We start from the raw sequence: 22,703 nt of genomic DNA, 5'->3' as shown, positions 1-22,703 counted from the left end.
TGCTGGCAAAACTGTTTGAGCATAGCGAGTTTTTTGTCAGTGCAGAAAAATGTCGTAGACTAGCCATAGGTTGTAGGATTTGCGGCAATGAGCAATCCTACGAAAAGAAAAAGAAAAAACATAATAATATGAAAAAATATTTATTAATTAAAATATATAAAAAATAATTTAATTTAATAATTACGAATTAGCTATTAAACAACCCTATCATGAAAATCTTGTATGGATACTTAAAAATTAGATTTACAAAACTACCAAATTAATTGTTATAGAATTTCATCTCTATTTTGCCTGTCACCTTTTTAACATCATTTAATTCTTCGTTATCTTGTATTAGATTAAATTCCATATTTGTATAAACTACGCTTTGTAATATGTCACATAAATCAATTTCTTCTAGGTAAGATTTCTTAAAAAATATAAAAGACGAATTACAATCTAAAAAAATAAATTTATATCATTTTTTCAATATTTATGATATTATATAGAGTAAAGAATTAACAATAAAAATAACGAGGTGAAAAATGGCCACAAAATATAAATTTAATTATGGAAAATTTTTTAGAACTATTATTGTACTGCTTTGTTTAGTGGCATTAATAAGATTTGGTAAGGATGTTTTTGAACGTCATTTTTTTAACACTAGACTTACAGTTATTCCTGATGTTATGAACCTTAATAAAAAGGATGCTGTAAAATATTTGAAAAAAGCCGGGTTAAAAGTCAAAGTTATTAATTCTAAAACAGAAAAAGTACCATTGGATACGGTTTATAACCAAGATCCACGTCCGGGTAAAGAAGTTAAAGTAAACAGAGTTATAAGAATCTGGGTAAATAACGGAGAAGATGTAAAAGTACCTAATATTATTGGACTGGAACTACTTGAAGCAAGATCTCGATTAAAAGGGCAAAATATTCAGATTGAAACGATTGATTATTACCCGTCTAATCAGAAATATAATACGATTTTGGGAGTTTATCCAAAACCAGGTACAAAACTTGAAATTAACCAAAAAATTTCAATACTAGTTTCTTCACAGCAAATGGTAGATCCATCAGTTATGCCAAATATAATAGGACTTGACTTAAATGATGCAAGAGAATTGTTAAAACAAATTGGACTTGATATTGGAAATATTTCACGTACAAGTGACCCAACATTGCCTGTAAATACGATTATTTCTACAAATCCTGCAGCTGGAACTAAGATTCAGAGAGGACAGAAGGTATCAATTGTATTAAATACTGGAGCAGCTCCGAAAAAACGTGAAAGATCGACAGAGGAAATTATTAATAAATCTCAAGAAGAAATAGATAATCAGGAAATTGAAAGAATTATTGATAATACAATTAACAAAATAGATCAGCAAGGTACTGAACAAAAAAATAATGGAAACACTCAATCTTCACCACGTAACAATACACAAGGCGGAGGAAATAATAGTGATTCTAGTGACGATGACGGTGACGAATAGCTAAAACAGCAAAAATTTAGAAAGGAGATGGGAGTTATTTTGAATTTTTATTTTAAAATTTCTCCCAAATATTTTTATTAAAGGAAAAGTTATTAGAAAAATAAAAGGATTTTACTATGTTTTGGATGAAAATTCCAAAAATTTGAATGAAGAAAATATTTATGAATGTAAATTACGTGGAACATTAAAAGTGAAAAATGATAAAATGAATTGTGTTATTGGAGACTGCGTAGAATTTGACGAAAAGGAAAAAGTTATTGAAAAAATTGAAAAAAGAGAAAACTTTTTATATCGTCCACTAATTGCAAATATTGATTTTATCGGTATTTTATTTGCAATAAAAAGTCCAAATTTTGATTTTACAAATTTTCAGAAAATGCTCTTAAATGCAAATTCTCAAAATATTCCAGTTGTACTCATATTATCTAAAATTGACTTAGTTTCAAAAGAAGAACTGGAGGAATTCTTTAATAAATTTAAACAAATTTTTAAAGATATAATTTCTATTTTCCCAATTTCAACTGAAACAAATACTGGAATTAACGAATTACAACAATATATAAATGAAAAATCTGTTGTAATTTCAGGACCGTCGGGAGCTGGAAAATCCACGCTTATTAACACTTTAATTGGAGAAGAAATACTAACTACAAACGATATTAGCGAGAAAACTAAAAAAGGACGACATACTACGATAGAAAGTCGATTTTTTATGCCAGCTCCACATTCATACATAATAGACACGCCAGGATTTTCAACACTTGATTTTCCTAAGCTGGAAGAAAAAAAAGAACTGGAAAAATTATTTCCAGAGTTTCTCGAATTTATTCCTGACTGTAAATTTCGAGACTGTATTCACGTAAATGAGCCAAATTGTGCAATTAAGGAAAATATAGAAAATGGCAATATCTCAAAAGAACGGTATGATTTTTATTTATACTCGCTTGAAAATATACGATTTTTAAAATATACCTAAAACCTGACATTTAATTAAAGAAAAGAGTTGATTTTTTATGGATAAAAAAATTATAATAGCACCTTCGCTACTTGCTGCAGACTTTAGTAAACTGAGGGAAGAAATCACAGAAGTGGAAAAACTTGGAGCAGAATACCTGCATTTAGATGTTATGGATGGAAATTTTGTTCCAAATATCAGCTTTGGAGCTCCTGTCATTTCATCTTTACGAAAACATAGCAACCTTGTGTTTGATGTACATCTGATGGTAAACGAACCAGATTATTTAATAAAAGATTTTGCTGATTTTTCAGACATAATCACAATCCATGCCGAAGCTACAAAGCACTTGAACAGAACAATACAGTTAATAAAATCTTTTGGAAAAAAAGTAGGTGTCGCATTAAATCCATCTACTCCGCTGGATGTTATAAAATATGACCTGGATAACATTGATATGGTTCTAATTATGACTGTGAATCCCGGTTTTGGCGGGCAAAAATTCATTCCTGAAATGATACAGAAAATAAAAGATTTGCGAAAAATTAATAAAAACATTGATATTGAAGTGGATGGTGGAATAAATGACAAAACTGCTAAGCTGGTAAAAGAAGCTGGGGCAAATGTGCTAGTTGCAGGTTCCTATATTTTTAGCGGAAATTATAAAGAAAAAATTGATTCCCTGAAATAATGTAAAAGTATCTTAAAATTGAACTCAAAAATTATGTCTGCTTTATTCAAATTCTAAAATTATTTATCTATCTATTAGATATAAAAAAAGATTAAATGTAAAAAATATGAAAAAACAGATAAAATAAAAAATTGTAAATAAAAGAAGAAAGGAACAGATAAAATGTATGAAAAAATAGAAAATCTATTAGACAAATTTTATAAAACATATTACAAAATTGAAGAAATAAATTTAAATCAGGTAATTAAATGTTTGACTACATCTGAACTTCACATTATTGAAGCTATTGGAGAAAATGAAATTACAATGAATGAATTATCTGATAAATTGGGCATTACAATGGGAACTGCCTCAGTTGCAGTAAATAAGCTGACTGATAAGCAATTTTTGGAACGTTCCCGATCAGATACCGACAGGCGTAAAGTTTTTGTAAAACTAACTTCAAAAGGAAAAGTTGCATTAAACTATCACGGAGATTTTCACTCAAACATTCTAGAAAAAATTACAGATGATATTCCACAAAAAAAACTGGACACATTTATCGAAGTTTTTGAAAGAATCGTAAAAAACCTAGATAAAGTCAAAAAAGACATTCAACCCGAATCAATCTTAAATTTTGAAAAAAATGATTTAGTGCAAGTCTCTTCTATCAAAGGAAGTACTGCAATTAGAAAATATCTAAACGAAAAAGGCGTTATGATAAAATCACTTATAAAAATTTTAAATATTGATAAATATTTAATAACTTTAATTGTTGATGGGGATGAAAAAGTTTTAAATATTGAAGATGCAGAAAATATCATGGTTAGAAAAAATACGCTTTAAAAGTTGTAGAAAGGGAGTGAAATATGCTTTATTTAGATGGAATTGGGATTTCATTTTTGATAAAAGAAATAAAAGAAAAAATATTACGATATAAACTGACAAAGATTTTCCAATATGACAGAGTTTCATTTTCACTCTTTTTTGGAAAAAATAACTTAATTTTTCAAGTAAAAGACAATTCAACAATTTTTTATTTAAAAGATGAAAAAGATCCAAATACTAATTTTCAGTCAAAATTTTTATTGTCATTAAAAAAATATCTGCAAAATTCAATTTTGATAAATATCCGTCAAGAAGGTTTTGACAGGATTGTTTATTTTGACTTCGAGAAGTTAAATCAGTTTGGAGATGTGGAAAAATATACGTTAATTATTGAGATTATGGGAAAAGCGAGCAATATTTTTCTGACTAGCAAGGACAAAATTTTGTCTGCTCTTTATTTTACTTCAATTGATGTTGGGAACCGTGTTATTATGACTGGCGCGAAATATACATTGCCATTTGAGGAAAAAAAGATTTCACCTATATATCTAGAAGCTGAAAATTTTCCATTTGAAACAGAATCTTTTATGGAAAAAATTGAAGGTGTCGGACGTGCTTTTGCACTAGAGTGTTCACAAAATTATGATACTTTCAAAAAATATTTATCTGGCTATAAGCCAGTAATGTATGAAATCATAAATCGTAGAAAAATTCAAAAAGTGCTAACTTACAACGAATTTTCTGAATTTAGCCAAAAGGAAAATACAAATTTAAAAAATGGAAGAAAATATTTTGAAACCGTAAATGATGGTTTAAATGCTTATTTTAAAACAACTATTACTTCCAATGTTATTAGCGAAAAAAAGAAAAACTTGCTAAAATATGTTGATTCTCAAATAAAAAAATTCAAAAAAATTGAAAAAAATATAAAAGTTGACTTGAAAAAAAATGAAAATTTTGAAAATTATAAAAATATCGGGGATATTTTGGCAGCAAATATGCACCAAATAAAATATGGAATGAAAAAAGTTACAGTTTTTGACTTTTATAACAATCAGGAAATTACAATAAATTTGGATCCGCTCTTATCTCCAAACGATAATCTGAATTTTTATTATAATAAATATAATAAGGGAAAACGAACTATTTCCGCCTTAAATTCTAGATTTTTAGATATTCAAAATGAAATAAAATATTTTGAAGAAATAATAATGTTTATCGAAAAAGAAAATGATTTTATTGGAATTGAAGAAATTGAAAATGAACTGAATTTAACAAATAATGGAAATAAATCAAAAAATAAAATTAAATTGAACAAACCGAAAAAACGTGAGTTATTGTCGTTTGACTACAAAGGCTTTCAAATTTTTATTGGAAGAAACAATAAGGAAAACGAGGAAATTTCCTTTTCCAAAGGACAACCGAATGACATTTGGTTGCACATAAAGGATATTCCTGGAAGTCATGTCCTTATTTTACGAAATAATCAAGAACTTCCAAACGATGTTCTTTTGCATGCTGCAAACCTTGCCTGTGAGTATTCTAAAGCGAAAAAAGGCGACAAAGTTACTGTTGATTACTGTGAAAGAAAATTTGTAAAAAAAATAAAAAATAGTAAACCAGGAAATGTTATTTATACAAACTTTCACTCTCTATTAATCGAAGTTCAGTAAATTTTTTAAAAATAAAAAATATTGTTTGACTGACTAACAGAAAAAATGTTTTCACACTTATTGACAAATACCGAAAACTGTTGTAAAATTAAGATAGAGATATAATTAAGGAGGATAAATAAATGGCAAGTAAAACAGTTACTATGACAAATCCTACAGGATTACATACAAGACCAGGTGGAGTATTTGTTGCTAAAGCAAAAGAATTTGAAAGTACAGTAGAAGTTGAAAATGAAGGAAAAAAAGTAAACGGAAAATCTTTATTAAAACTATTATCAATTGGGATCAAAAATGGTTCAGAAGTTACAGTTCATGCTGAAGGACCTGATGCTGATCAAGCAGTTGAAGTTTTAGGAGAATTATTAGCAACTATCAGAGACTAATAAATTGTAGTAATTAAGTGAAATAAAAATATTGTTTTTTATAGATTTGTTATAGAAAATATGTTTTATTGAACTAGAAAAAAAGACTTTCTTATTTTTAAGATCGTCTTTTTTTATTTGTTATTTATTTTCATACTAACTATTCTGTGAATTTATATTTTGAATTGTTTTGTTTAATAATTGTTTTTTCTTATACTATACTCAAACCTATTTAAAATTAAACTGCTAAAAATTATATAGATTTAGGGTTTGATTAAAATAGTCATAACTTTTGAGTTTATTTTTAAAGCAATTTTACTATAAATCCTATTTAAATAACGAATTTATTACAAACTTCTCCAATAAAGGATAAAAACCTAGTATTTCAAAATAATTAAAATATAATTTAATAAACCGACGGAGCTTTTATTTGTTCAACTGCGACTGTTTGACGACTGAAAGGAGGAGTTTCGAAGTTGGGTAAATAAAAGTCGTAGTCTAGCCATAGGTGTTGCGTAGCAATCTTGCCATACATTTTGATTCTTAGGATAAATCTTTATTGCAAGATAAGGATTTGCGGCAATGAGCAATCCTACGAAAAGAAAAAATTAAAAATTTAAATGATTAGGAATCAGCTTATGAATTAGCTATTGAACAACCCTATTATAAAAAATTTATTCTCATTTTTAAACGGAAGATAATATAATAATTGTTTTTTCTTAATTTTATACTCAAATCTTTTTAAAATTAAACTACTAAAAATTATACAAATTTAAGGTTTGATTAAAATAGTCATAACTTTTGAATTCAGTTTTAAAGCAGTTTTATATCGAATTATTTTAAAATTTATAAAAAAAGCAGAAAAACTCCTAATTAATACAAATTTTCCTGCTTAATTTATTTTTCAATTAATTATTATTATTTTTCACTTCGTTTTTTTAATGCCGCTTTTATCCAGCCTTTAAACAATGGATGTGGACGATTTGGACGGCTTTTAAATTCTGGATGGTATTGTGATGCTATAAAATATGGATGGTTTTTTATTTCTATTACTTCCACATAATTTCCATCTGGAGATAATCCTACAATATCCATTCCATTTTTTTCAAATTCTTCTCTATAAGCATTATTAAATTCGTATCTATGTCTATGTCTTTCAGTTATTTCAGTTCTTCCATAAACACTTGCAGCCAAGCTGTCGTCTTTTAACACACATGGATATGCTCCAAGACGCATTGTCCCTCCCATATCTTTTAATCCTTTTTGTTCTTCCATAAGACTTATAATTGGATATGGAGTGTCTTTTTCAAATTCTGTCGAAGTTGCATCTTTATAGCCAAGTACATTTCTTGCAAATTCGACACAAGCCATTTGCATTCCAAGACAAATTCCAAAGAATGGAATGTTATTTTCTCTTGCAAATTTTATCGCTTCAACTTTTCCGTCTACTCCTCTGTCACCAAATCCTCCCGGCACTAAAATTCCATCATAATCAGCCAGTTTTTTCACATCAAATTCTCCAGCCTTAAAATAATCAATTTCAACTTTTGTATTAAGATTAAACCCAGCATGCTCGATTGACTCATGAATACTGATATAAGCATCTTTTAATTCAATATATTTTCCAACAACTGCTACTTTTACAATCTTTTTAGGATTTTTGAATTTTTCTACCATTTTAGTCCATTCAGTCAATAACGGTTTTTCATTTTTTATTTTAAAATGTTTACAAATTACATCAGCAAGTCCTAATTTTTCCATAGTTAATGGTATTTCATAAAGACTTTTAGCATCAAGTGATTCAATAACCGCCTCTTCATCAATATCACAGAAAATCGAGATTTTTTTCTTAATATTTTCATCAACAGGATGTTCACTTCTCACTACAATCACATCTGGCGAGATTCCAAGCCCTTGAAGCATTTTTACACTATGTTGTGTAGGTTTTGTCTTCAATTCTCCTGCTGCTTTTAAATAAGGCAATAATGTTACATGAATGTAGGCAATATTTTCTCTTCCAACTTCTCTTTTCAGTTGACGAATTGCTTCAATAAACGGGTCACTTTCAATATCCCCAATTGTCCCACCAATCTCAGTAATTACAATATCAGAATTATTCTCCTCAGCAGCTTTTATAACATTGTACTTAATTTCATCTGTCATATGAGGCACAGTTTGTACAGTCCCTCCTAAAAATTCCCCACGACGCTCTTTTGCAATAATTTTTGACATAATTTTTCCAGTCGTCAAATTATTATACTTTGTCAGATTCTCATTAATAAATCTTTCATAATGCCCCAAATCCAAGTCAGTTTCTGCTCCATCTTCTGTAACAAAAACTTCCCCATGCTGATAAGGACTCATAGTTCCCGGATCCACATTTATATATGGATCAAATTTCTGAATTGTAACCTTATATCCTCTCTCTTTTAGCAATCTTCCTAAAGAAGAAGCCACAATTCCTTTTCCAAGCGATGAAACAACTCCACCTGTGACAAAAATATATTTTGTCGTGTTATTTTGTCTATCCATTTTTCCTCCTATTTCTATTCTTATTTATTCAGTTTTAAATATTTTGGCAATTTTATAAAATATCACTTAATTTAGTAGTCTATTATTTTTTAAACTATTCTATTAATTTTTTTTTATATTTTAGTTATTCTGATTAATACTAATCCACATTTAAATAATAAATCTATTATAAACTTTTCTAATAAAAGATATAAACCTAATATTTTCAAGTAATTTAAGATATAATTTTCATTTTTTAAATAGAGATTAGTATAAACTAATCCGTCGGAGCATTTTTCTGTGCTGGCAAAACTGTTTGAGCATAGCGAGTTTTTTGCCAGTGCAGAAAAATGTCGTAGACTAGCCATAGGTTGTAGGATTTGCGGCAATGAGCAATCCTACGAAAATAAAAAAGTTGAATGATTAGGAATTAGCTATTGAACAACCCTATTATAAAATTTATTCTCATTTTTAAACAATAACTATTTTTCTATTTATATTTTTAAATAATTATGTTGTTTTTCCCACAAAAAAAGAGGAAAAAAAAAATTTTCACCTCTTTTAAACAAATTTTATTTATGTAAAACTTAAAAGGAATATCCCAAGTTTGAGAATAAACTTGAGATAGTCCAAATTAATTTTCATTTTTTATTTGTTATTATCTTGCAGCTCCAGCTTTGTAAGCTCCATTTGATCCGAATACATTTCTGATTTTATCTTTGTAATATTCTTTCATGTAGTCTTTTGCAGGTCCTACATATTTTCTAGGATCAAATTCTCCTGGGTTTTTAGCGAATACTTCTCTGATTCCTGCTGTGAAAGCCAATCTTCCATCAGTATCTACGTTAATTTTAGCTACTGCTGATTTAGCCGCTTTTCTTAATTCTGAATCAGGGATACCAATTGCATCTGCAATTTTTCCACCATATTGGTTAATCATTTCAACAAATTGGTGAGGTACTGCTGATGAACCATGTAATACGATTGGGAATCCAGGTATTCTTTTTTCAATTTCTTCCAAGATATCCAATCTTAATTTAGGATCGTCTCCTGGTTTGAATTTGTGAGCTCCGTGAGAAGTTCCAATTGCGATTGCTAATGAATCAACTCCTGTTTTTGTTACGAAGTCTTCAACTTCATCAGGTTGAGTATAAACATGTTCTGCTGCTACTACATCGTCTTCGATTCCAGCTAAAACTCCTAATTCAGCTTCAACTGTAACATCGTGTTGATGAGCGAAATCAGCAACTTGTTTTGCTTCTGCAACGTTTTCATCGTAAGGGTGGTGAGATCCGTCGTACATTACTGAAGAGAATCCATATTCGATACAGTCTTTTGCTTCAGCAAAATTTGGACCATGATCCAAGTGCAATGCTACTGGAATGTCTGATCCTGATGCTTCTACATAAGCTGTTGCAGCTTTTGCAAGCCAAGGTAACATTTCTTTACCAATATATTTTCTTGCACCTGTTGATACTTGAAGAATTACTGGTGATCCTTCTTCAACGCACGCTTCGATAATTCCTTGTAATTGTTCCATGTTGTTAAAGTTAAAAGCAGGTACTGCGTAACCTTCTTTGTTTGCTTTAGCAAACATTTCTTTAGTGTTGCTTAATCCTAAATCTTTAAAATGATATTTCATTTTACGCCTCCTAATATTTATTAATTAGATTAACTTCTTTAATTATATGTTATCAAATTTTCGTATAAAAATCAATAGAAAACAAAAAATAATGTTAAAAATAAGATATTTTTTTAATCTACTTTACTTAATTTATTTTACTTTGATTTATGAGTTCTTCCACTGTCATTCCTTTTCTAAGTACATTTTTATCTGTAAATCCTGGAATTCCTTCAATTCTGCCACGTCTTGAAACTTGCCAAATTATCCACCTATTCTCTTCGTCTATTTTAGGAAAATATTTATAATCTGTAATCCAAATTTTATTTTCAGGAAATTCACCTTTTATGTATGCATTATAAGTGTTATAATTCACATAGAAAATTACTCTTTTTTTATAATGTTTTTCAAGTTTTTCAACCATAACTCTCAAATGCTCAATTACATCTGGTTTTTTATATTTTTTCGTAGAAATTTCAAGATCAATAATTGGAGGTAATGTTTTCTCAGAATCAGGCACTTTACTTATATAAAAATCCGCTTGTGCTTCTCCACTGCTAGTCATTACAAAAAAATGATATGCTCCAACTACAAATCCATTTAACCTGGCGTTATTCCAATTATATAAAAAATCCGTATCAAGAAAATTCTGTCCTTCTGTCGCTTTTAAAATGATAAATTTATATTTTTTATCAACAAGAGTCCAATTCACTTTTTCCTGATGATGTGAAATATCCAGCCCATGAACTTTATATCCAGCTAATTCCGCCAAAATATCATTATGATATAAATAACCACTAAGTTCTAAAAACCCCACTATACCTCCACCAATTATCATAATTACCAAAAATTTTATAAATTTTTCCATATTCTCTCCGTTCAGTTATTTAATAACAAAATTATTTTTAAAATTCTCAAATAACCTATTTTTATTATTGTACTTAATTTTAGAGCAGTTTTTGACAGTTTAGGAAAAAATCAGATTAATATGATAGTTATACGGTTATAGTGTTTTTGTTACTTTATAACTGTCATTCCGCCCATATAAGGCACTAGTACTTCTGGAACTTTTATAGTTCCATCATCTTGCTGATAATTTTCCATAATGGCAAGCAATGTTCTCCCCACAGCAAGTCCTGATCCATTCAGAGTATGCACAAAATGGCTTTTTCCAGTTTCCTTTTCCCTGTATTTGATCATTGCACGTCTAGCTTGAAAGTCTTCTGTATTTGAGCAAGAAGAAATTTCTCTGTATTTTCCTTGACTTGGAACCCAAACTTCCAAATCATAAGTTTTTGCCGCACTAAATCCTAAATCTCCACTGCAAAGTGCCAGTACCCTATATGGCAATTCCAATTTTTGCAATATTTTCTCCGCACAGTTTACCATTTTTTCAAGTTCATCGTAAGAAGTTTCAGGTTTTACAATTTTTACCATTTCCACTTTATTAAACTGATGCTGTCTTATAAGACCCTTCAAATCACGCCCTCCAGAACCAGCTTCCTTTCTGAAGCAAGCTGTATATCCACAGTAATATTTAGGCAATTCCTCTTCATCCAGAATTTCGCTGTTATGTAAATTTGTAAGTGTAACTTCTGCCGTTGGAATCAAGTACATTTCATCGCCTTCAATTTTATAGGCATCGTCAGCAAATTTTGGAAGCTGTCCTGTTCCCACCATCATTTCCCGTCTAACTAATTGTGGCGTAAAAATTTCCTCAAACCCATTTTCTCTAGTATGAACATCAATCATAAACGAAATCAATGCTCTTTCCAATCTTGCAGCTGCATTTTTATAAACTGTAAATCTTGAACCGCCAAGTTTTGCCCCTCTTTCAAAGTCCAAAATCCCTAGTTCTACTCCTAGTTCATCATGTGATTTTATTTCAAAGTCAAACTCTCTTGGAGTTCCCCATTTTCTAACTTCTACATTATCATCTTCATCTTTTCCAACTGGAGTTGTATCGCTTAATTTGTTTGGAATCGTATAAGCAAGTTCCAACTGTTTCTCATCAATTTCTGCCACCTTTTGGTCAAGTTCCTTAATTTTTGCACTGACAGTCTGCATTCTCGCAAGTAGTTCAGCAGGATCTTTTCCTTCCTGTTTATATTTTCCTATCAATGCACTTGATTCATTTCTTTCTTTCTTTAACATTTCCACTTTCTGAAGCAAATTTCTTCTGTCTTCATCAAATTTCAGCAATGAATCTAAATCAAAGTCACTATTTCTATTTTTTAAATATTCTCTGACTTTATCAGCATTTTCCCTTATATATCTCATCTCTAGCATAATTTTTTATTTCCTTTCCTGTATATATTTATTATCTAAATTTATTGAATTATTAAAGTGTTTTAATCTAAAAAAATTATTATTTAATAACTATTTTTTCTTTTTTTGATTATAACAGTTAATTTAACTAAAACAAAAAACAAGCAAAATTTTGTTAAAGAAAAAATAACTAAACACGAATGTGTTTCTTTCACAATAACTGCTATTATTTGAATTATTTTAACCTTTATATTGTGAAAGTGAGATTTTGTATATTTAAAATAATCTTTATTCAAAATCGAGTTTTATTTTTTCTTTATAAAAAAGTTTTGCGTAAGCGGGGTAGTTCGTAGAACGTTTCGCCATCAGTTTCAAATAGTAATTAGTTAAATATGTTAAAATAACTTTTATTGCGAAAAAGAGTATGGCGTCTGATACTCTTACGTTAAAATAAATAACATAAAAAAAGAGAAAAAACAATTATTAACTAAAATAAGTTAAAATAAAAATTAAATATTTTCAAGATATTCATACAATACTTTTTTACTTTCGCTTAAATTTTCAAAATCATAATTTTTACTAAATTCTATTTTTTTCACATTTTGAATATTATATTTTTCCACAATTTTATTGTAATTTTCCACATAAATTTTTTTGTAAAGTTCATCAGCTTGATTTTCCACAAAATAGTTTAAGTTTTCCACATTTTCAAAATTTAAGAAAGCTGAATCAGATTTTGTGAAATAATTTATAATATTTTTTATTATTTCGTCTATTTTATCACGAATTTCGTTAAATTTTGAACTGTTTTCAGCTTCAATTATTTCTATCATTTTTTTTGTAAAAAAAGTCTTTACAAGTTTATTTGTATCTATTGAAATTAATGAATAATTGTATAAAATTTCAAAAAATTTATCTTTATCCCGATACAGCAATTCATTTCCTAATTTTACAGCATAAATTGATTCTTTATTAAAAATACTTCTTCGAAATCCGTCTATTAATTTGGGAAGTTCAACTTTGCTTAACCGTTCAATCTTTTTGTCTTTTTCCTTAAATGTTTCCAAAAATTGTTCCCTTATGATTTGCTTTATATTTTCATTTTTTTTGTTTTCACTAAAATAAATATATCCCAATTCTAGTATAAATGATGGTTCTTTAGATGTTATCTTAAAATTTTTGTCAAGCTGAAAATATTTTCGTTTTTCAAAATTATTTTTATATTTTAGAATAAATTGTGAAAAATTTTCTGTATTTGAAAATACATTTTCATTTTCCAGCTTTTTATTTTCAGTCAAAATTTAATTCCTCCCTTCTGCTTCATTTTCTAATCTTTGTAAAAATCCTAATTTTTTTAATAATTACAATATTTTTTATATTTGATTTTATAACTTTTATTTTTAAAATTTTGATTTCACCAAAACCTTAGATTTAATTTATTTTTCAACAATTTTAAATTCCATTTTCAAAATTATTAAGTTTTCTATATTTTCATCAATTTTCACAATATCTTTTTCCGTTGTTAAAACATAATCATAGTTTTTGGTTTTTTCTTTTATTTCCAAAATTTCTTCGTTTGTGTAAACGTGATGATCTGTAAATTTTATTTCATCAATATTACTTGGATTTAGTTTTTTTATTGTCTGATAAAATACAGCTGGATTTGCTATTGAAGAAAAAATTAGCACATTTTTATTCTTAATAATTTCTAATGGAAATTTTTTATTTTCCATTTTGTTTCCATTATTTATTTTACCAAACTTTTTACCATTTTCAAAATTTAATTTGTAAAAATAACTTTCTTCAAAAGTAGCAACAGAAATCGATTTTTGATATTTTGCCAGTCTTTCCTTAATTTTCGCAATTTCTTCTACCGAAACATAGTTACTTTTTGTAATAATAATTTCATCAGCCCGCTTCAAAGCATCTAGTGACTCCCGTAATCGTCCCTTTGGCAAATAATCGTCCATTCCAAAAGGATTTGTTGCATCAATTAGAATTATATTTTTATTTTTTTTCAATTTTCTATGTTGGAAACCATCATCCATAATAATTATTTCCACACCACATTTTTCTTTTAAAAAAGTTGCACCTTCATAACGATTTTTACAGACTACGACAGGAATTTGAAAATTTAAGGCATGCAAATAGGCTTCATCCCCTGATTCCTTTGAAGTAGCATAAATCTTTTTTTCATCTCGTACAAGCAGTAAATCAGTTTCCCGTTTTCCCTTGTAGCCTCGACTCAGAATTCCAACTTTTTTATTTTTTTCTAAATATTTTTGCACAAAATACTGCACAGCTGGTGTTTTCCCAGTCCCTCCTGCCACAATATTTCCAATGCAAACTATTTCCACTCCATCAACCTTTTTTTCTTTAAAAATATTCAAATCATAAAGTTTGTTTCGTAAAAAGACAATAAATCCATATATAATCGACAATAATTTCATTAATTCTTCCTCAGCTTAACTTTCTTAATTAGTTTTCTAACAGTCCTTTATAAATTGTTTCCAGCCGTCTAAATCTATTTTTTATTCCAGATTTGGAAATTTCCATTAAGTCTGCTAGTTCCTGTAGGGACATTTCCTGATTTTCCAGTCGAATTCTTGCTGTTTCGCTTAATACGTCTGTCAATTCTGAAAGACCCATTTTTTCATCAATTACCTTTATCATGTTAATCTGCTTTTCAGAAGCCGATAATTTTTTTGTTTCATTTGCGATTTCCCAATTCATATTTCTATTAATTTTATTTCGAATTTCCTTATTTATCGTAACTTCTTCAAATTCAAAAAACGAATTTATTCCCCCAATTAAAAAAATTATATCCAAAATGTCTTCTGAATTTCTTAAATAAACAAGGCTCTTATTTTTTTTCTCTGTCTGAAAAACTTTTTTTCCCATCTGTTTAAACAAGTAATACAAATAAGTGGCAGAATCTTCAGTATCCACAAAAAAGTCCATTGCATAAGCCTTTTCTGGAGACTTTATATATCCACAGCTAAGGAAAAAACCTCTGATTATCCCAGCTAATTGTTTTTCATTCTCCACAACTGAAAAATTTTTGTGAAAATAGATTTTTTTTAAAAATGATTTGTATTCCTGCTGATTGTGCTGAGCGGGAAAAAGTATCACTTCATACATTTTGTGTGTTCCAAGACGCTTACTAATAACGTATTTTAGTTGAATTGGGATATTTGTTACTGCCCGTAAATTTGAATAAATTCTTTTAGCAAGCGAGACATTTTCTGTGCTGAAATAAATTCCGTGTTCTGTAATTACATTCTTTGCAATAAAAATTCCAAAAAGCTCTGCATAAATAGTATCTTTATCTGTGTTTTCTAAATTAAAGATTTCTCTTTTTACATTTGCTGAATATGACATTTTTCACCCTCTCTTTATATTTTTTTCTCTGTTCCTAAATTAAAGTTTTTGACTTTTTGATGTTTATTATTGCTCTATTTTTATAAGACCTATACACTTGTTTATAAAATTTCGTTAAAATAAGGACTTTCAGACTTTTATTAATACTAAATCCCATTTAAAAATGAAAATAAATTTTTATAATAGGGTTGTTCAATAGATAATTTATAATCATTCAACTTTTTTCTTTTTTATTTTCGTAGGATTGCTCATTGCCGCAAATCCTTATCTTGCAGTAAAGGTTTATCCTGACAATCAAAATATTTGGCAAGATTGCTACGCAATAACCTATGGCTAGTCTACGACATTTTTCCATACTGACAAAAAACTCGCTATGCTCAAACAGTTTTGCCAGCACAGAAAAATGCTCCGACAGATTAATTTATATTAGATTCTTTTTAAAAAATGAAAGTTATATCTTAAATTACTTGAAAATATTAGGTTTATATCCTTTACTTAGAAAAGTTTGTAATAAATTCGTTATTTAAATAGGGTTTAATAATTAAAACTACAACAAGCCTAATAATTCATTTTTCTAGGATTCCCTGATTTATCATAGTAAGTCCAAGTTCCTGTTCTTCCTCTACCTTTAACGCTTCCCTCAAATCCAAGGCTTCCATCTGTATGATATCCTCTTACAGTTCCAGTTTCCCCATTCATATTTGCTTCATATAAAGGTCTTCCGCTTTCGTAGTATACATTCATTTTCCCATTTATTTCATCATTTACATAATTAATTTCAGATTTTTTACCTCCATTAGTGTTCCATTCAGTAAATAATCCATTTTTCTGTCCATTTGAATAATTTCCTTGTGATTTTTTCGAGCCATTTTCATAATACTCAGTCCAAGTTCCTGTCATTTTTCCATTCTCATAGTTCCCAACTGTTTCCTGAGACCCTGTTTTTCCGTAATATGAAGAATAACGTCCATTTAACTGATCATCTTTATATTGATATTTTTTCCAGACTTTTCCATTTTCAGTATAAACTGTCCATTCTCCTTCTTTTTTTCCATTTTTATAATTTCCTATCGTAAATCTATTTCCGTTTGCATAAAATTCATCATATTTCCCATTCAGTATTCCATTGCTTAAATTAACAACAAGTCTTCTTCCGCCTTCTTCCATAATTCTATATTCTCCGCTTCCTGTCAATTCATAAGTGCTAGAATCTATTCTTTTTACATCTTCCATATTTGATGAGCTAAGCTTCGATAATCTAACCTTCCCAAAATTTGTCCCATAATTTGCAAATACATCTTTTCCATATGCAACTGCTGATAACATCATCATTCCAGCTATAAATAATATTTTTTTGCTATTATTTTTTTTCATTTTCATATCTCCTATTATTTTATAAAGTTTGTTTTTTTATTTTATTAATTTACCTTTTTACATTATAACAAATTTTTCTCATTTTTTAAACTAAATTGTTCATTTTTCTAGTTCCAGTTTACATTATAAGCAAACTTGGCTTAATTAGCATTATGAGTCCCAAAATTATCATAAGAATTCCACCAAACAGATTTACCCATTTAGAATATTTTGTGGTTAATTGCAATTTATTTACACTCATTAAGGCAAATCCAAAAACTATTATATCATCTATCATATAGCCAATTATGTAAATAAATGTGTAAAATTGTCTAGTCCAAAATGGAACTTCATTTATTTGTAGGATTTTTGTGTATGTTTGAGGAATTCCAACTGAACAGGCAAATTCTATTACATTTACTGAAAGTGCTAAGCCAATAATTGCAAGTGCTGTCAGTAATGTAAATGGCTTGTTGGCAATATCCTTTATCTTTTTAGAAATTTTTGCCCTCTGCTCAAAGTCTGTTACTTCACATTCCAGCGTATCTCCTTTTTTCAAGTAATTTCTAATAAAGAAAATCCCACCAATAATTCCAACGATTCCAACAAGCGGGGTTACCCATTTGTCAAGTCCCACAAAATCCCAAGCATAAATCCAAGCATTTAAAATGAAAAAATACATTACAGCTTCAGCCAAGATAAACAGCCCTGCCACACGGAACATTTTCACCTTATTTCCAACGGCAATCAAAGCTGTCAAAAATAATACCAGAACCCACATTGCACAAGGATTAAATCCATCAATTGTTCCCAAAATTATTGAGATTGTAAGTAGCGAATAATTTGTCAAGTCAACAGTCTTATTAATAATCGGAATATTTACAAATACCTGATTCTCAGCACCTTTCGTAAGTCCTGGCACCTCACATACTGTATCGCCTGTACAGACTGCACCATTGCTGCTCACATTTCCCGTCTGTCCACTTTCCACATATTCCTTCAAAGTCAAAATCTTGTCCTTTGTTTTCCCAGAATTTATCAAATTTTCAATTTCTTTCCCAGTCGTGTCAGCTGTATTAAACCCTTGAATAATATGTCCGTCAATGTAAATAATCGGAGTTCCCTTGACAAGTTTTAACTTCGATGTAGTTTCATCAAAAAACACTTTTTCTTCCTTGCTTTCATCAATTTTATGCTCCACATATTCAAAATCATCCCTTTTAGTAGATAATTCCTTCAAAAATTTCTCCAAATTTGCACAATTTTTACAGTCTTTTCTACCAAAGTACTCAATTTTTACTTTCTTTGACTGACTATTTCCAGCAGAATAACTAATCTGACTTATACAAAATATACCAAAAAGCATAATCATCAACGCAAAAAATCTACTTTTCTCTATCCCAATATTAAAATCTTTTCTCCAAACCATCTTTTTTCACACCTTTCTTTTTTATTTTTTATAAATAATTACCGTACTAACCGCATATTCTCTGCTATGTGAAATACTAATCTGTATTGTAAGCCCCTGTGCCTTCTCCTTTATCGCATTATAAAGCGTTACATAAGGTTTCCCCATCTCATCATTCAAAATCTCAATATCACTTAGCGAAAACCCATGCACCCCAGTTCCAAATGCCTTGGAAACTGCTTCTTTCGCAGCAAATCTCCCTGCATAACTAGCATATGGATGTTTCTTTTTTTCAATATGCTCAATTTCTTTTTCTGTATAAACTTTTCTTTTAAAAAGGCTTGTCTGGTTAATCGCTTTTTCAATTCGGGATATTTCAATAATGTCTGTCCCAATACCGTATATTTCCATTTTTATCTCCTTTTTGAAACTTGCTATTGTTAGATTATACTACAAATTTTTAAAAATACAAAATTTGTATAATTTTAGTAGTTTAATTTTAAATAAGTTTACATATATTTTTTTCATTTTTCAAACATAGTCTAGCATAAATAATCCGTCGGAGCATTTTTCTGTGCTGGCAAAACTGTTTGAGCATAGCGAGTTTTTTGTCAGTGCAGTAAAATGTCGTAGACTAGCCATAGGTTATTGCGTAGCAATCTTGCCACAATTTTAATTATCAGGATAAACCTTTACTGCAAGATAAGGTTTTGCGGCAATGAGCAATCCTACGAAAATAAAAAAGAAAAAACATAGTAATATGAAAAAATATTTATTAATCAAAATATCTAAAAAATAATTTAATTGAATAATTACGAATTTGCTATTAAACAACCTTATTATAAAAATTTATTTCTATTTCTAAATGGAATTTAGTATTAATATTTATTAAAAAAAAACTCTACATAAGAAAAAATAATTCCTAATATAGAGATTTTTTTATTTGTTAAAATTTACTATTTCACTTTCACAATTTTCTTTTTCCCAGCCCTAATAATCATTCCGCTTTCGACATTTACATTTGCCTTAATATCTTTTATTGGCTCGTCATTTATTTTGAATCCACCTTGTGAAATTAACCTTCTTGCTTCACTTGTTCCTCCAAGTAGTTTTGCTTCTTTTACAAGCAAGTCAATTACATTAATTTCTCCATAAGGAACTTCCACTTCTGGCAAATCTACGTCAAGATTTCTTTTACTAAATACGCTTTCAAACCAGTCTCTTGCTTCCTTAGCTGCTTCTTCACCGTAGTAAATTTTTACAACTTCAGCTCCTAATTGCTTTTTGGCTTCCATTGGATGTAAACTTCCATCTGCAATTTGAGCCTTGATTTCTTCAATTTTTTCAAAAGGAACGTCTGTTATCATTGTATAGTAATTTTCCATTAATTCATCTGAAATTGACATAACTTTACCAAACATATCGTTAGGAGTGTCCTTTACACCAATGTAGTTTCCAAGTGATTTAGACATTTTTTCCACTCCATCAAGACCTACCAGAATTGGCATTATCATACAGACTTGCTGCTCCTGTCCAAAGTTTTTCTGTAAATCTCTCCCTCTTAGCAAATTAAATTTTTGTTCTGTTGCTCCCAATTCCACATCAGCCTTCAGTTCAACTGAATCATATCCTTGTAAAATCGGATACATAAATTCAATCAATGAAACTGGTTTGTTTTCAGACAATCTTTTTGAAAAATCTTCTCTCGAAATCATTTGCGATACAGTAAACTGTGACAATAAATTCAACGCATCTGAAAGTGATAATTTTTCAAGCCAGTCAGCATTATAAACAACTTTTATTTTATCCAAGTCCAATATCAATTTTACTTGATCTAAATATGTTTTTATATTTTCGTTTACTTGCTCCTCTGACAACATCTTTCTAGTTTCAGATTTTCCAGTTGGATCCCCAATTCTCCCAGTAAAAGTCCCAATCAAAAACAGCACTTCATGCCCCAAATCCTGAAACTGCTTCAATTTTCTCAAAGGTACAGCATGTCCCAAATGCAGCTCCGAACCTGTCGGATCTATCCCCAATTTAACCCTTAGCGGAGTATTAGTTGAAATTGATTTTTCCAACTTTTTCTTAAATTCATTCTCATTAATTATTTCATCGCACCCACGGCTCAAAATATTAAATTGTCTTTCTACTTCATTTTTTACTTCTATTTCATTATTTCTATCTATGCTCATTCTTATTTTTTCTCCTTTTTCTGTTTTATTTTTTATCCATTCAATAACTTAATTTTATAACTTTACTCTTAAATATTCTAATTTTGATTAGTATCTATTTCTTTAATTATTTTTATTATATTAGTTTTTTAACGCAAAGGTATTGTAATTAAACTAAAAATTGTCGTGATTTTTTGGAAATAAAAATTTCTGTAACGGTTTTAAAGTTACGCTTAACTTTTATAAATATGCCACATACTTCATAAAATAATATACGATTGGCAATACGAACAACGCACTGTCAAATCTATCTAAAAATCCACCATGTCCCAAAAGCAAATTCCCAGAATCCTTTACTTCAAGTTCTCTTTTTATCTTAGATTCCACTAAATCTCCTAATTCTGCAAAAATTCCTATTGCAAGTGCTAAAATAAAGGCTTTTCCTCCACTAATCGCCACATAATCATAATTTACTGAACAGTTTGAAGACAAAAAGGAGATTCCACATACAAAATTTGCTATAAATAAATATATTTTGTCAAAAAATAAAATTACTAAAAATACTCCCAAAATTCCTGCTATCGCACCTTCAATTGATTTTTTCGGACTGATTTTTGGTGCAAGCCTATGCTTAAATATTTTTCCACCAATTGCCATTCCAACAAGGTAAGCAGAAATATCACATGCCCAGATTAACATAAATGTCATTACAACCAGAATATTTCCATTTGCAAATTCATATTTTATCAGTAAAATATGTGAAAATAAATATGAAACATAGATTATTCCAAACAACGTATAGGAAATTTCTGCCATTGCATTTTGAATTTTCACCTTTAAAACCTGCCTTAAAGACAGAAGAATTATTGCAAATACAATAAATCCACCCATATCAAAGTTAATCTGCTTAAAAAGAGCAAATCTGAAATATGAAAAAATATTTTTTGAATTTTCCTGAAAATATATTGCAACTGGTAAAAATAGACCAAGTCCCATTCCAATTCTGCTTGCCACCTCAAAGCCCTTATCCTTTAGCATTTTATAAAATTCAAACAGGGACATTCCAGTTATTACAAGTGTAAATATTAGAAACATCACATTTCCCTTTAAAAATATCCATAAAAGGAAAGGTACAAATAACAAAATAATAAATAATCTACTTAACATTCAGTCCTCCGTATCTTCTATCCCTTTTATTAAAGGATAAAATTGCTTTATCTAATTCCTCTTCGTTAAAATCAGGCCAGTAAACATCTGTTATGTAAAACTCTGAATAGGCAATTTCCCAAAGCAAAAAATTACTTATTCTAAATTCTCCGCTTGTTCTGATTACAAGTTCTGGATCTGGAATTTCTGGACGGTACATAAATTTAGAAAATTCTTCTTCTGTAATTTTTATATTTTCCGAACTTTTCTTTTTATCTACAAACTCATTTACTACTTTCTCTGTAACATTTAATCCATTATTTTCATTATTAAACTGCTCTTTTATTATTTCACTTGATTTATCCAAAAGTTTAGTTTGTAAAACTTTGTTCACAGCATCAACAATCTCTCTACGTCCGCCATAATTAAATGCTATATTAAAAACAATATTCTCACAATCCATCAAATAATTTTCAGTTTCCTCAATCTTCTTTAGCAATTTTTGTGAAATATTTTCCTTTGCTCCTGTAACAAGCAATTTTACACCTTGTTTTTTTAAATTTTTCTTCTCTTTATCTAAATACTTTGCAAACAAGTCCATAAGCCCATTTACTTCCTTTTCAGGCCTCTTCCAGTTTTCAGTCGAAAATGCATACACAGTCAAATATTCCACACCAATGTTCCCAGCATACTTTAAAATCCTCTCAAGACTGCTAGCCCCAGCCCTATGCCCTTCCAGCCGAATCTTTCCACGCTCCTTAGCCCAACGTCCGTTTCCATCCATAATAATGGCAATGTGCCTAGGAATCACTAATTCATCTCTATCCATATTATCCCTTTCAAGAATAAAAATATTATTGCTATAATTATAACAGCCA

Annotated in this window: 20 protein-coding genes; 6 read left to right on the top strand and 14 right to left on the bottom strand. The window is 29.0% G+C overall.

The window, feature by feature from the left end; translation table 11 throughout:
• The first annotated feature begins 524 nt into the window (after positions 1-524).
• From AB8B23_RS01170 to AB8B23_RS01145, 6 genes are all read left to right on the top strand, one after another.
• Complete coding sequence (locus AB8B23_RS01170) at positions 525-1,475, top strand: PASTA domain-containing protein (RefSeq protein WP_021744805.1); 951 nt, start codon at positions 525-527, stop codon at positions 1,473-1,475.
• 121 nt (positions 1,476-1,596) lie between these two features.
• Positions 1,597-2,451, top strand: a complete 855-nt coding sequence (gene rsgA / locus AB8B23_RS01165; protein ID WP_369713072.1) for a ribosome small subunit-dependent GTPase A — start codon at positions 1,597-1,599, stop codon at positions 2,449-2,451.
• A gap of 37 nt (positions 2,452-2,488) precedes the next feature.
• Positions 2,489-3,121, top strand: coding sequence for a ribulose-phosphate 3-epimerase (gene rpe, locus AB8B23_RS01160; RefSeq protein WP_369713071.1), 633 nt, complete (start codon positions 2,489-2,491; stop codon positions 3,119-3,121).
• A gap of 162 nt (positions 3,122-3,283) precedes the next feature.
• Positions 3,284-3,946: a MarR family winged helix-turn-helix transcriptional regulator gene (locus AB8B23_RS01155; protein WP_021744808.1), complete on the top strand. Its 663-nt coding sequence runs from the start codon at positions 3,284-3,286 to the stop codon at positions 3,944-3,946.
• 23 nt (positions 3,947-3,969) lie between these two features.
• Entirely contained in the window at positions 3,970-5,601 is a 1,632-nt protein-coding gene (locus AB8B23_RS01150; protein ID WP_369713070.1) for an Rqc2 family fibronectin-binding protein, read from the top strand.
• Between the two features lie 122 nt (positions 5,602-5,723).
• Positions 5,724-5,984 carry an HPr family phosphocarrier protein gene (locus AB8B23_RS01145; protein WP_021744810.1) on the top strand — a complete coding sequence of 87 codons (261 nt, stop codon included), beginning with the start codon at positions 5,724-5,726 and terminating at the stop codon, positions 5,982-5,984.
• A gap of 897 nt (positions 5,985-6,881) precedes the next feature.
• Here AB8B23_RS01145 and AB8B23_RS01140 read toward each other — a convergent pair.
• The 14 genes from AB8B23_RS01140 to uppS all read right to left on the bottom strand — a co-directional run bounded on the left by AB8B23_RS01140 (position 6,882) and on the right by uppS (position 22,654).
• A complete protein-coding gene (locus AB8B23_RS01140) occupies positions 6,882-8,495 on the bottom strand; it encodes a CTP synthase (protein WP_369713069.1) in 1,614 nt (537 codons plus the stop codon).
• Positions 8,496-9,132: 637 nt separating this feature from the next.
• Positions 9,133-10,116 (bottom strand): class II fructose-bisphosphate aldolase, encoded by a 984-nt coding sequence (locus tag AB8B23_RS01135; RefSeq protein ID WP_006805020.1) that lies wholly within the window; start codon positions 10,114-10,116, stop codon positions 9,133-9,135.
• 127 nt (positions 10,117-10,243) lie between these two features.
• Positions 10,244-10,963, bottom strand: coding sequence for a GH25 family lysozyme (locus tag AB8B23_RS01130; RefSeq protein WP_147004822.1), 720 nt, complete (start codon positions 10,961-10,963; stop codon positions 10,244-10,246).
• A 149-nt stretch (positions 10,964-11,112) separates the two neighbouring features.
• Positions 11,113-12,384, bottom strand: coding sequence for a serine--tRNA ligase (gene serS, locus AB8B23_RS01125; RefSeq protein ID WP_369713068.1), 1,272 nt, complete (start codon positions 12,382-12,384; stop codon positions 11,113-11,115).
• A gap of 488 nt (positions 12,385-12,872) precedes the next feature.
• The gene (locus tag AB8B23_RS01120; protein WP_369713067.1) at positions 12,873-13,661 is read right to left on the bottom strand and encodes a hypothetical protein; all 789 of its coding nucleotides are present in this window, start codon (positions 13,659-13,661) and stop codon (positions 12,873-12,875) included.
• Positions 13,662-13,799: 138 nt separating this feature from the next.
• Entirely contained in the window at positions 13,800-14,813 is a 1,014-nt protein-coding gene (lpxK, locus tag AB8B23_RS01115; RefSeq protein WP_369713066.1) for a tetraacyldisaccharide 4'-kinase, read from the bottom strand.
• Positions 14,814-14,841: 28 nt separating this feature from the next.
• Positions 14,842-15,744, bottom strand: coding sequence for a DNA-binding protein WhiA (gene whiA, locus AB8B23_RS01110; protein ID WP_369713065.1), 903 nt, complete (start codon positions 15,742-15,744; stop codon positions 14,842-14,844).
• Between the two features lie 214 nt (positions 15,745-15,958).
• Entirely contained in the window at positions 15,959-16,141 is a 183-nt protein-coding gene (locus AB8B23_RS01105; RefSeq protein ID WP_369713064.1) for a hypothetical protein, read from the bottom strand.
• Between the two features lie 161 nt (positions 16,142-16,302).
• On the bottom strand, positions 16,303-17,118 hold the full coding sequence (locus AB8B23_RS01100; RefSeq protein ID WP_369713063.1) for a toxin-antitoxin system YwqK family antitoxin: 816 nt from the start codon (positions 17,116-17,118) through the stop codon (positions 16,303-16,305).
• Positions 17,119-17,236: 118 nt separating this feature from the next.
• Entirely contained in the window at positions 17,237-18,526 is a 1,290-nt protein-coding gene (locus tag AB8B23_RS01095) for a glutaredoxin (RefSeq protein ID WP_369713062.1), read from the bottom strand.
• Between the two features lie 21 nt (positions 18,527-18,547).
• The gene (acpS, locus tag AB8B23_RS01090; protein WP_369713061.1) at positions 18,548-18,916 is read right to left on the bottom strand and encodes a holo-ACP synthase; all 369 of its coding nucleotides are present in this window, start codon (positions 18,914-18,916) and stop codon (positions 18,548-18,550) included.
• A 545-nt stretch (positions 18,917-19,461) separates the two neighbouring features.
• Positions 19,462-20,700: a tyrosine--tRNA ligase gene (gene tyrS, locus AB8B23_RS01085; protein ID WP_369713060.1), complete on the bottom strand. Its 1,239-nt coding sequence runs from the start codon at positions 20,698-20,700 to the stop codon at positions 19,462-19,464.
• Between the two features lie 219 nt (positions 20,701-20,919).
• Positions 20,920-21,846, bottom strand: coding sequence for a phosphatidate cytidylyltransferase (locus AB8B23_RS01080; protein ID WP_021744821.1), 927 nt, complete (start codon positions 21,844-21,846; stop codon positions 20,920-20,922).
• Positions 21,836-22,654 carry a polyprenyl diphosphate synthase gene (uppS, locus tag AB8B23_RS01075; RefSeq protein WP_369713059.1) on the bottom strand — a complete coding sequence of 273 codons (819 nt, stop codon included), beginning with the start codon at positions 22,652-22,654 and terminating at the stop codon, positions 21,836-21,838. Before uppS ends, AB8B23_RS01080 begins: the two co-directional genes overlap by 11 nt.
• Positions 22,655-22,703 lie beyond the last annotated feature (49 nt).

The organism is Leptotrichia sp. HSP-342, assembly GCF_041199995.1.
Classification (GTDB): Bacteria; Fusobacteriota; Fusobacteriia; order Fusobacteriales; family Leptotrichiaceae; genus Leptotrichia; species Leptotrichia mesophila.
Note: the sequence above shows the minus strand (reverse complement) of the source record. Positions and strands in the feature narration are given on the sequence as shown.

What these genes read in the sequence shown, in the direction of transcription:
- tyrS (WP_369713060.1), bottom strand. Translation starts at nt 20,700, where the DNA reads ATGAGCATAGATAGAAATAATGAAATAGAAGTAAAAAATGAAGTAGAA.
- AB8B23_RS01135 (WP_006805020.1), bottom strand. Translation starts at nt 10,116, where the DNA reads ATGAAATATCATTTTAAAGATTTAGGATTAAGCAACACTAAAGAAATG.
- AB8B23_RS01080 (WP_021744821.1), bottom strand. Translation starts at nt 21,846, where the DNA reads ATGTTAAGTAGATTATTTATTATTTTGTTATTTGTACCTTTCCTTTTA.
- AB8B23_RS01145 (WP_021744810.1), top strand. Translation starts at nt 5,724, where the DNA reads ATGGCAAGTAAAACAGTTACTATGACAAATCCTACAGGATTACATACA.
- lpxK (WP_369713066.1), bottom strand. Translation starts at nt 14,813, where the DNA reads ATGAAATTATTGTCGATTATATATGGATTTATTGTCTTTTTACGAAAC.
- serS (WP_369713068.1), bottom strand. Translation starts at nt 12,384, where the DNA reads ATGCTAGAGATGAGATATATAAGGGAAAATGCTGATAAAGTCAGAGAA.
- AB8B23_RS01170 (WP_021744805.1), top strand. Translation starts at nt 525, where the DNA reads ATGGCCACAAAATATAAATTTAATTATGGAAAATTTTTTAGAACTATT.
- uppS (WP_369713059.1), bottom strand. Translation starts at nt 22,654, where the DNA reads ATGGATAGAGATGAATTAGTGATTCCTAGGCACATTGCCATTATTATG.
- AB8B23_RS01150 (WP_369713070.1), top strand. Translation starts at nt 3,970, where the DNA reads ATGCTTTATTTAGATGGAATTGGGATTTCATTTTTGATAAAAGAAATA.
- AB8B23_RS01140 (WP_369713069.1), bottom strand. Translation starts at nt 8,495, where the DNA reads ATGGATAGACAAAATAACACGACAAAATATATTTTTGTCACAGGTGGA.
- AB8B23_RS01155 (WP_021744808.1), top strand. Translation starts at nt 3,284, where the DNA reads ATGTATGAAAAAATAGAAAATCTATTAGACAAATTTTATAAAACATAT.
- AB8B23_RS01095 (WP_369713062.1), bottom strand. Translation starts at nt 18,526, where the DNA reads ATGGTTTGGAGAAAAGATTTTAATATTGGGATAGAGAAAAGTAGATTT.
- AB8B23_RS01130 (WP_147004822.1), bottom strand. Translation starts at nt 10,963, where the DNA reads ATGGAAAAATTTATAAAATTTTTGGTAATTATGATAATTGGTGGAGGT.
- acpS (WP_369713061.1), bottom strand. Translation starts at nt 18,916, where the DNA reads ATGGAAATATACGGTATTGGGACAGACATTATTGAAATATCCCGAATT.
- AB8B23_RS01100 (WP_369713063.1), bottom strand. Translation starts at nt 17,118, where the DNA reads ATGAAAAAAAATAATAGCAAAAAAATATTATTTATAGCTGGAATGATG.
- rpe (WP_369713071.1), top strand. Translation starts at nt 2,489, where the DNA reads ATGGATAAAAAAATTATAATAGCACCTTCGCTACTTGCTGCAGACTTT.
- whiA (WP_369713065.1), bottom strand. Translation starts at nt 15,744, where the DNA reads ATGTCATATTCAGCAAATGTAAAAAGAGAAATCTTTAATTTAGAAAAC.